An 8,184-nucleotide genomic window follows, 5' to 3' on the forward strand; every position below is an offset into this window, starting at 1 on the left:
CGACCGAAGCCGAGCTGCTCGACTACCTCCGCCGGGTGACCGCCGACCTGCAGCGCACCCGCGAGCGCCTGGTCGCCGCGGAGTCCGCGGGTGACGAGCCGATCGCCGTGGTCGGCATGAGCTGCCGCTACCCCGGCGACGTCGACACCCCCGAAGCCCTGTGGCGGCTGGTCGACGACGGCACCGACGCGATCTCCGGCTTCCCGGACGACCGCGGCTGGCCCTTGGCCGACCTGCTCGGCGACGTCGGCGGGCCCGGCACGTCGGCGACCGCCGAGGGCGGCTTCCTGCACGGCGCGGGCGGGTTCGACGCCGCGTTCTTCGGGATGAGCCCGCGCGAGGCGCTGGCCACCGACCCGCAACAGCGGCTGCTGCTCGAAACCGCATGGGAGGCCTGCGAAAGCGCGGGCATCGACCCGCTTTCCCTGCGCGGCAGCGACACCGGCGTGTTCGTCGGCGTGATGTACAACGACTACGCGATCGCGTTGCAGGGCGTCACCGAGGACCTGGAGGGCTACCAGAGCAACGGCAGCGCCGGCAGTGTCGCTTCGGGACGCATCTCCTACACCTTCGGCTTCGAAGGCCCGACCGTCAGCGTCGACACGGCCTGCTCGTCGTCGCTGGTCACGATGCACCTCGCCGCACAGGCCCTGCGCCGCGGCGAATGTTCGCTCGCGCTCGCCGGCGGGGTCGCGATCATGTCGACGCCGATGGTGTTCATCGAGTACAGCCGTCAGGGCGCGCTCTCGCCGACCGGCCGCTCGCGCGCGTTCGCCGAGGGTGCCGACGGCACCGGCTGGTCCGAGGGCGTCGGCATGCTGGCGCTGGAAAAGCTGTCCGACGCGCGGCGCAACGGCCACGAGGTCCTCGCCGTGCTGCGCGGGTCCGCGGTCAACTCCGACGGCGCGTCCAACGGCCTCACCGCGCCCAACGGCCCGTCGCAGCAACGCGTGATCCGCGCCGCGCTGGCCGACGCGAAACTCTCACCGTCCGATGTGGACGTCGTGGAGGCGCACGGCACCGGCACGTCGCTCGGTGACCCGATCGAAGCACAGGCGCTGATCTCGGTGTACGGCCAGGACCGGCCCGAGCACCGTCCACTGTGGCTCGGCTCGCTGAAGTCGAACATCGGGCACACCCAGGCCGCGGCCGGCGTCGGCGGGGTGCTGAAGATGATCCTCGCCATGCGCAACGGCGTCCTGCCGCGCACCCTGCACGCCGACCAGCCGTCCACCAAGATCGACTGGACGGCCGGCGACGTCGAGCTGCTCACCGAACCCCGGCCGTGGCCGCGGACCGGGGCGCCGCGCCGGGCCGCCGTCTCGTCGTTCGGCGTCAGCGGGACCAACGCGCACGTCGTCCTCGAACAGGCCCCGCCCGCCGAGCCCGCCCCGGCGGGCGCGGAACCGGCCGCGATCCCGTGGGTGCTGTCGGCGAAGTCGCCGGAAGCCCTGGCCGCACAGGCGTCCCGGTTGCTGGCGCACCTCGACGAGCACCCTGCCCAGCCGCTGTCCGGCATCGCCCGCGCGTTGCTGGCCCGCAGCCGCTTCGACCACCGGGCCGTCGTGGCCGGGACCGATCACGCCACCTTCCGCGAAGGACTGTCCGCGCTCGCGGCCGGCGTGCCGGCGCCGACCGTGGCCACCGGCACGGTGACCACCGCGCCCGGCCCGGTGTTCGTGTTCCCCGGCCAGGGTTCGCAGTGGCCGGAGATGGCGATGGGGCTGCTGGCCACCCAGCCGGCCTTCCGCGCCCGGATCGAAGAGTGCGCCGAAGCCCTGAAGCCGTACGTCGAGTGGTCGCTGCTGGACGTCCTGACCGGCGTCGAGGGCGCGCCTTCGGTCGACCGGGTCGACGTCGTGCAGCCGGTGCTGTTCTCGGTGATGGTGTCGCTCGCGCACCTCTGGCGCTCCTACGGTGTCCAGCCCGCCGCCGTGCTCGGGCATTCGCAGGGCGAGATCGCCGCCGCCTGCTTCGCCGGCGTGCTCTCCCTGCCCGAAGCCGCGCGGATCGTGACCCTGCGCAGCCGCCTGATCGGCGAGCGGCTGGCCGGCCACGGCGGCCTGCTGTCGGTGATGGCGTCGGAAGCCGAAGTCGGCGAACTGCTCGGCGACTTCGAAGGCACATTGTCGATCGCCGCGGTCAACGGGCCGCGCACGGTCACCGTCGCCGGCGAACCGGAAGCGCTGACCACGCTGGAAAAGCGCCTGTCGGCGGCCGGGCTGATGCGCTGGCGCGTCGAGGGCGTCGACTTCGCCGCGCACAGCCCCCAGGTGCGCGTGCTGCACGACGAACTCCTCGACGTCCTGGGCGAACTGCACCCGGCCGAGTCGGCGATCCCGTTCTACTCCACCGCCGACCAGCGCTGGCTCGACGGCCCCGAGCTGGACGGCGAATACTGGTACCGCAACCTGGAACGCACCGTACGGTTCGACGCCGGCGTACTCGCCGCGCTCGACCGCGGCGCCCGTCACTTCGTCGAGATCAGCCCGCAGCCGGTGCTCAGCCTCGGCCTGCAGGCGCTGCTGGAGCAGTCGGGCACCGGCGCGACGGCGTCGGCGACCCTGCTGCTCGGCCACGGCGGCCCCGACCGGTTCCTGGCCGCGCTCGGCGCCGCCTTCGCCCGCGGCGCCGACGTCGGCTGGCAGCTCCCCGACGGTGCGCGCGTCGCACTTCCGACGTACCCCTTCCAGCGCACGGACTTCTGGCCGCGCGGCACGATGCAGGCGACCGGCGACATCACCGCGCTCGGTCTCGCCTCCGCCGAGCACCCGCTGCTCGGCGCCGTGACGGCGTTGCCCGACACCGAAGGTTTCCTGTTCACCTCGAGGCTTTCGGTCCCGACACACCCGTGGCTGGCCGAGCACACCTTCGGCGGCGCGGTCCTGCTGCCCGGCACCGCGTTCCTGGAGCTGGCCGTCCGCGCCGGCGACGAGGCCGGCTGCCCGGTCGTCGACGAGCTGACCCTGGCCGTGCCGCTGGTGGTCCCGCCCGGGCAGGCCGTGCGGACCCAGGTCGTGCTCGGCCCGCTGACCCCGGCCGGCCGCCGCACGCTGTCGGTCTACGCGCGACCGGACGCCGGTGACGAGCCGTGGACGTGCCACGCCACCGGCGTCCTGCGCGCCGGAGATGTGCCGGAGGCGGGGGAGTTCCCCGCCGAGTGGCCGCCGGCCGGTGCCGAACCGATCGACCTGACCGGCTTCTACGAAACGGCCGCCGGGAACGGGTTCGGGTACGGCAAGCTCTTCCGCGGCCTCGAAAAGGCCTGGCGGCACGGCGAAGAGGTCTACGCCGAAGTGGCGCTGCCGGAGGCCAACCGGCCCGAGGCGGCCGCGTGCGCCCTGCACCCCGCGCTGCTCGACGCGGCTCTGCACGCGGCGTCGTTCACCGGCGAGGGCCGCAGCCGGCTGCCGTTCTCGTGGACCGACGTCGAGCTGTACGCGGTCGGCGCGTCCCGGGCCCGGGTGCGGATCAGCCCGACCGGGGCGGACAGCGTCCGCGTCGACCTCGCCGACACCACCGGCACCCCGATCGTCTCGGTCGGTTCGCTGCTGCTGCGGGCGGCCGGCGCCATCGAGACTGCCCCGGCGCACGGCGACAGCCTCTTCCGCTGGGAGTGGCAGCCGGTGCCGGCCCCCGAGCCCGGCCGGCTCGCCGACGGCACGTGGGTCGTCGCCGGCGCCGACGAGTTCGGGCTGACCGGCGCCGTCTACACCCTCGGCCGCGCGGTCGAGACGTTCCTCGGCATCGGGGCGCTGTCCCGGGCCCTCGACGACGGCCTGCCCGCACCCCAGGTGATCCTCATGCCGCTGGTGCCGGTGCGGCCGGAGAACGACCGCGACGCGGCCCGCGACCTGACGAAGTGGGTGCTGGGCGAGGTCCAGGCGTTCCTCGAGGAGGACCGGCTGCGCACCACGCGGCTGGTGTTCGTCACCCGCGGCGCGACGGAAGACGCGCTCGCCGGCGCGACCGCGTGGGGCCTGCTGCGCTCGGCGCAGACGGAGAACCCCGGCCGGATCGTGCTGGCCGACCTCGAACGCGAGGGCGACCAGTCCATCCGCGACCTGCTGCCGCTGCTGCCCGGCCTGCTCGCCTCGGGCGAACCGCAGGTCGTGCTGCGTGACGGCGTCCCGCACGTCGGCCGCCTGACCCGGGTCCGCGGTGAGGAATCCACTGTGGACTGGACGGCGGGCAAGGTCCTCGTCACCGGCGGGACGGGGGCGCTGGCCAAGGCGGTCGCCCGGCACCTGGTCGCCGAGCACGGCGTCCGCGAACTGCTGCTGGTCAGCCGCAGCGGCCCGGACGCGCCCGGTGCGGCGGAGTTCGCGCTCGAGCTCGACGCCACTGTGGACATCCGCGCGTGCGACGTGTCCGATCGGGACGCTCTCGCCCGGCTGCTCGACGCGGAACCTTCGGTGCGGGCGGTCGTCCACACCGCGGGCGCGCTGGAGGACGGCGTCCTCGGCTCGCTGACCCCGAAGAAGCTCGACACGGTGTTCGCGCCGAAGCTCGACGCGGCCTGGCACCTGCACGAACTGACCCGCGACCGCGAGCTGACGGCGTTCGTGCTGTTCTCGTCGTTCGCCGGGCTGGCGGGCAACGCGGGCCAGGCCAACTACGCGGCCGCAAACGCTTTCCTCGACGCGCTCGCCCACCACCGGCGGGCGCTCGGCCTGCCGGCGACGTCGATCGCGTGGGGCACCTGGGCCGGGGACAGCAGCGTGATGGCGGCGCGGCTGGACGAGGCCGGCCGCCGCCGTCAGGAACGCGGGGGAGCGCTGGCGCTTTCGGCCGAGCAGGGGGTCGCCCTGTTCGACGCCGCGCTGGCCCGCCCGGAGCCGGTGCTCGCCGCCATCCGCCTCGACCTGGCCGCGATGCGCGCGGCCGGCGAGGTGCCGCGGATGATGTACGCGCTCCTCCCGCCGCCGTCGCGCCGCTCGGCTGCCACGGCCGAGCAGGACACGGGCTCGTTCGCGCGGACGTACGCGCAGCTGCCCGAAGGCGACCGGCCCAAAGCGGTGCTGGAGCTGGTCCGCGGCCTGGCCGCCGCGGTACTCGGGCACCCGAGTGCGGCCGCCGTGCCGGTCGACGGCAGCTTCCCGGAGCTGGGCTTCGACTCGCTGACCGCGATGGACCTGCGCAACCGCCTCCAGACCGCGACCGACCTGATCCTGCAGGTCGGCGTGGTGTTCGACCACCCGACGCCGGAAGAGCTGGCGGGCCACCTGGCCGCCGAGCTGGCGGCCGAACCGACGTCCGGGGAGATCACCACGACGGTGTCCGTGCAGGCCCCGGAGACGATCGCGGGCCTGTTCACCGACGCGCTCAAGGCCGGGCAGCAGGCGGACGCGATCGCGTTCCTGCGCGCGGCGGCGAGGTTGCGCCCGAAGTTCCGCACGTCGGCGGAGCTGACCCGCCCGATCCGCCCGCTGCGGCTGGCCCGCCGCGACCCGGACGCGGCACCCGGCCCGCACCTGATCTGCGTCCCGGCGCTGGTGGCGATGGCGGGGGTGCAGCAGTACTCGCTGTTCGCGGCGTCCTGCCGCGGCCGCCACGACGTCTCGGCGGTCCCGATCCCGGGCTTCACCGACGGCGAAGCCCTCCCGGCCGACCGCCAGTCCCTGGTCGCGGCGGAGGCCGACGCGATCTCGGCGTACACCGGCGGCGAACCGGCGATCGTGCTCGGCGTCTCCACCGGCGGCCTGCTGGTGCACGCGATCGCGACGGAGCTCTGCCGCCGCGGCACACCCCCCGCCGGCGTCGCGCTGCTGGACCCGTACGCGGTGGACAGCGAGTTCGTCGCGAGCGCGGGTGGCGGGCTGATGCAGGGGCTGTACAAGCGCAACCAGCAGTACACCGAGGTGACGAGCGCGGGGCTGTCGGCGATGGCCTGGTGCTTCGACCTGATGGAGGGCTGGGAGCTGGGGCCGCTGCCGTGCCCGACGCTGCTGGTCCGCGCGTCGGAGCCGATCGTCGCGGAGCAGGAGTCGGTGGACTGGCGCTCGTCGTGGCCCCACGCGGACACGGTGACGGACGTGCCGGGCAACCACTTCACGATCGTGGAGGAGCACATCGCGGACGCGGTGGCGGCGGTCCAGGCCTGGCTGCCCCCGGTCGGCTAGGTTGCGGGGTGTGTTCCAGGACTTCAACTTCAAGCTGGTCGTCGTCGAGAAACTGATGTACGGCGACCGCACGCTGACCCCGGCGTTCGACATCGCCGAGGCGCTGCCGGCGGCCGACCCGTGGCAGTACGCGTACGACCGCGGGCTGGCCTACCAGGTCTTGCCGGAGGCCCGCGCGTACTTCACGGCGCTGGAGATCGCCCCGGACCTGCTGGCGACGGTGGAGGAGCTGGTGCTGGACGGTGGCTTGACCGTCTACCAGCACTGCGCCCCGGTCTGGGACGGCGAGGACGACCTGTTCGACGTCGGGTCCCTGGCCGACCTGCCGCTGCTGCCGAACCTGCGCCGGGTGCCCGGGTCGGAGTTCCTGAGCGGCTCGCTGCAAGCGGAACTGACGTCGCGCGGCATCGAAGCGGACTGAAGTGCTGGACTTCCTCCGCGAGTTCCCCGGGGCGGCGGTCACCGACGAGAACGGCGCGTCGTCGAAGTGGCGGCTGAGCGGCTCGACGTGGCAGGCGACGGTGGTCGTCGAGCCGGGGCAGTGGCTCGGCCTGGAGTTCTCGGCGCGCGACCCGGCGACCGGCCGGCACGCCACCTACGACATCTCGCTCGACGGCCAGCGCGACCACGCGGCGGAAGTCGAACGCGACATCGTCGAATTCCTCGGCAACCTGCGCGACGGCCTCGTGCTGTGCGGGCACGCCGGACGGAAGTTCGTGCTGGTCTTCCCGCTGGACGGCGCCTACGTCCGCGTCGTGCGCGGGCGTTTCCTGACGAGCGCCTCGACGCACGCGACCCGCCCCGGCGGCGAGTACGTCCCGCTGACCTGAGCGCGCGAAGAAACCCCGGCACCTGGGGTAGTGCCGGGGTTTCCCCGCCGCGGGAAGGCAGCCGCGAGACTAGGGGACGGGGTCGGGGGCCGGCCGCTCGAGGACCGGGGTCTTCGTGTTCGGCGCCAATGCGGGTTCCGGGGCTGCGTGGTGCACGGGCTCGACCGCGACGGCCGGCGCGGGTGCGGCCGCTGTCACCTTCGCCGCCGCGCGCTTGGCCGCCTGGCGGCCCAGTGCCTTGTAGCGGGCGCGGTGGTTGAACCACTCCGCGATCAGCAGGTTGACCACCCACGGGATCCACGACGTCAGCGTGGACACCTGGTCCTGCACCGCCGCCGGGCCGTCGACGCCCATCGTGAAGACCTCGGGCTCCAGCCACAGGATGGCCGGGCCCAGCCAGAACCGGGACGCCAGGATCGAGAAGCACAGCGCGAAGCTGCGCAGCATCCACTCCCGGTGCTCGACGATCCGCCCCTGCCGCGCCCGCCGGAACCCGACGATCGTCGTACCCAGCCACAGCAGGCCCAGCAGCGCGTTGCCCGCCTTCTGCCCGGCGCCGTGGGTGAGGAACGGCGTGATGGTGAGGATCGCGAGCCCGGCCGGCAGCGCGCCACCCAGGACGTAGACGCGCCCCGAGATCCGGTGCAGCTTCGGGTACCGGTTGCGCAGCCACGGCCACACCTGGATCGACGCGGTCACGAACGCGACCGAGCCGAACACGATGTGCGCGACCAGCAACGGGTAGTAGAACGGCAGGTCGAGCCGCGTGGCGGCGGTCGACTTGCTCGGGTCGAAGCCCAGGTAGTTGGGCAGCCGGAACGCGAGGAACCCGAACACCAGGAAGTAGAAGGGGACGATCCAGGGGCGTCTCAACGCCCGTCCGATGCTTGCCATGGCCTGCCTTCCTTCGGGTCATCCGGCGCGAAGAGCATGGCGCCGGGAAACCACGGAAAACCGCAGACTTCGTCTCGGCCGGTTTGCGCGGCCCTTCGGCTCAAGTCCTGCCAGAGGGGGCGTGACCGACGTCATGAACGGGTCGTTCACCTCACCGGACGCGGTGAAAGGGTCGTTCATGACGTCCGGACCAGGACCCGGACCAGGCCCGCCTCGATCTCTGGGGAAAAACCGGCCCCACCCCCGGCATAGTCGCCTTCGACCTGAACCCCGGCGGTGGCTCCGGCGTCGCGAGGCGGCCGGGCGGCCGCTCGAACCGGATCACTGGGAGCGCCGCG

General features: G+C 73.5%; 3 protein-coding genes and 1 pseudogene. 3 read left to right on the plus strand and 1 reads right to left on the minus strand.

The annotated features are described in order from the left end of the window. Positions 1–2: 2 nt before the first annotated feature. The 3 genes and pseudogenes from ACLJQM_RS37470 to ACLJQM_RS37480 all read left to right on the plus strand — a co-directional run. Positions 3–6,122: pseudogene (locus ACLJQM_RS37470) on the plus strand (type I polyketide synthase); the annotation flags it as partial. Positions 6,123–6,132: 10 nt separating this feature from the next. Continuing rightward, positions 6,133–6,543 (plus strand): DUF6892 domain-containing protein, encoded by a 411-nt coding sequence (locus ACLJQM_RS37475; protein WP_410635054.1) that lies wholly within the window; start codon positions 6,133–6,135, stop codon positions 6,541–6,543. Between the two features lies 1 nt (position 6,544). Further along, the gene (locus ACLJQM_RS37480; protein WP_360784272.1) at positions 6,545–6,952 is read left to right on the plus strand and encodes a hypothetical protein; all 408 of its coding nucleotides are present in this window, start codon (positions 6,545–6,547) and stop codon (positions 6,950–6,952) included. A gap of 69 nt (positions 6,953–7,021) precedes the next feature. On the opposite strand, the gene ACLJQM_RS37485 is transcribed toward ACLJQM_RS37480, so the two are convergent. Further along, on the minus strand, positions 7,022–7,846 hold the full coding sequence (locus tag ACLJQM_RS37485; protein WP_247024792.1) for a DUF2306 domain-containing protein: 825 nt from the start codon (positions 7,844–7,846) through the stop codon (positions 7,022–7,024). Positions 7,847–8,184 lie beyond the last annotated feature (338 nt).

The sequence above is a fragment of the Amycolatopsis sp. cmx-4-83 genome (assembly GCF_046548815.1).
Classification (GTDB): domain Bacteria; phylum Actinomycetota; class Actinomycetes; order Mycobacteriales; family Pseudonocardiaceae; genus Amycolatopsis; species Amycolatopsis pretoriensis_A.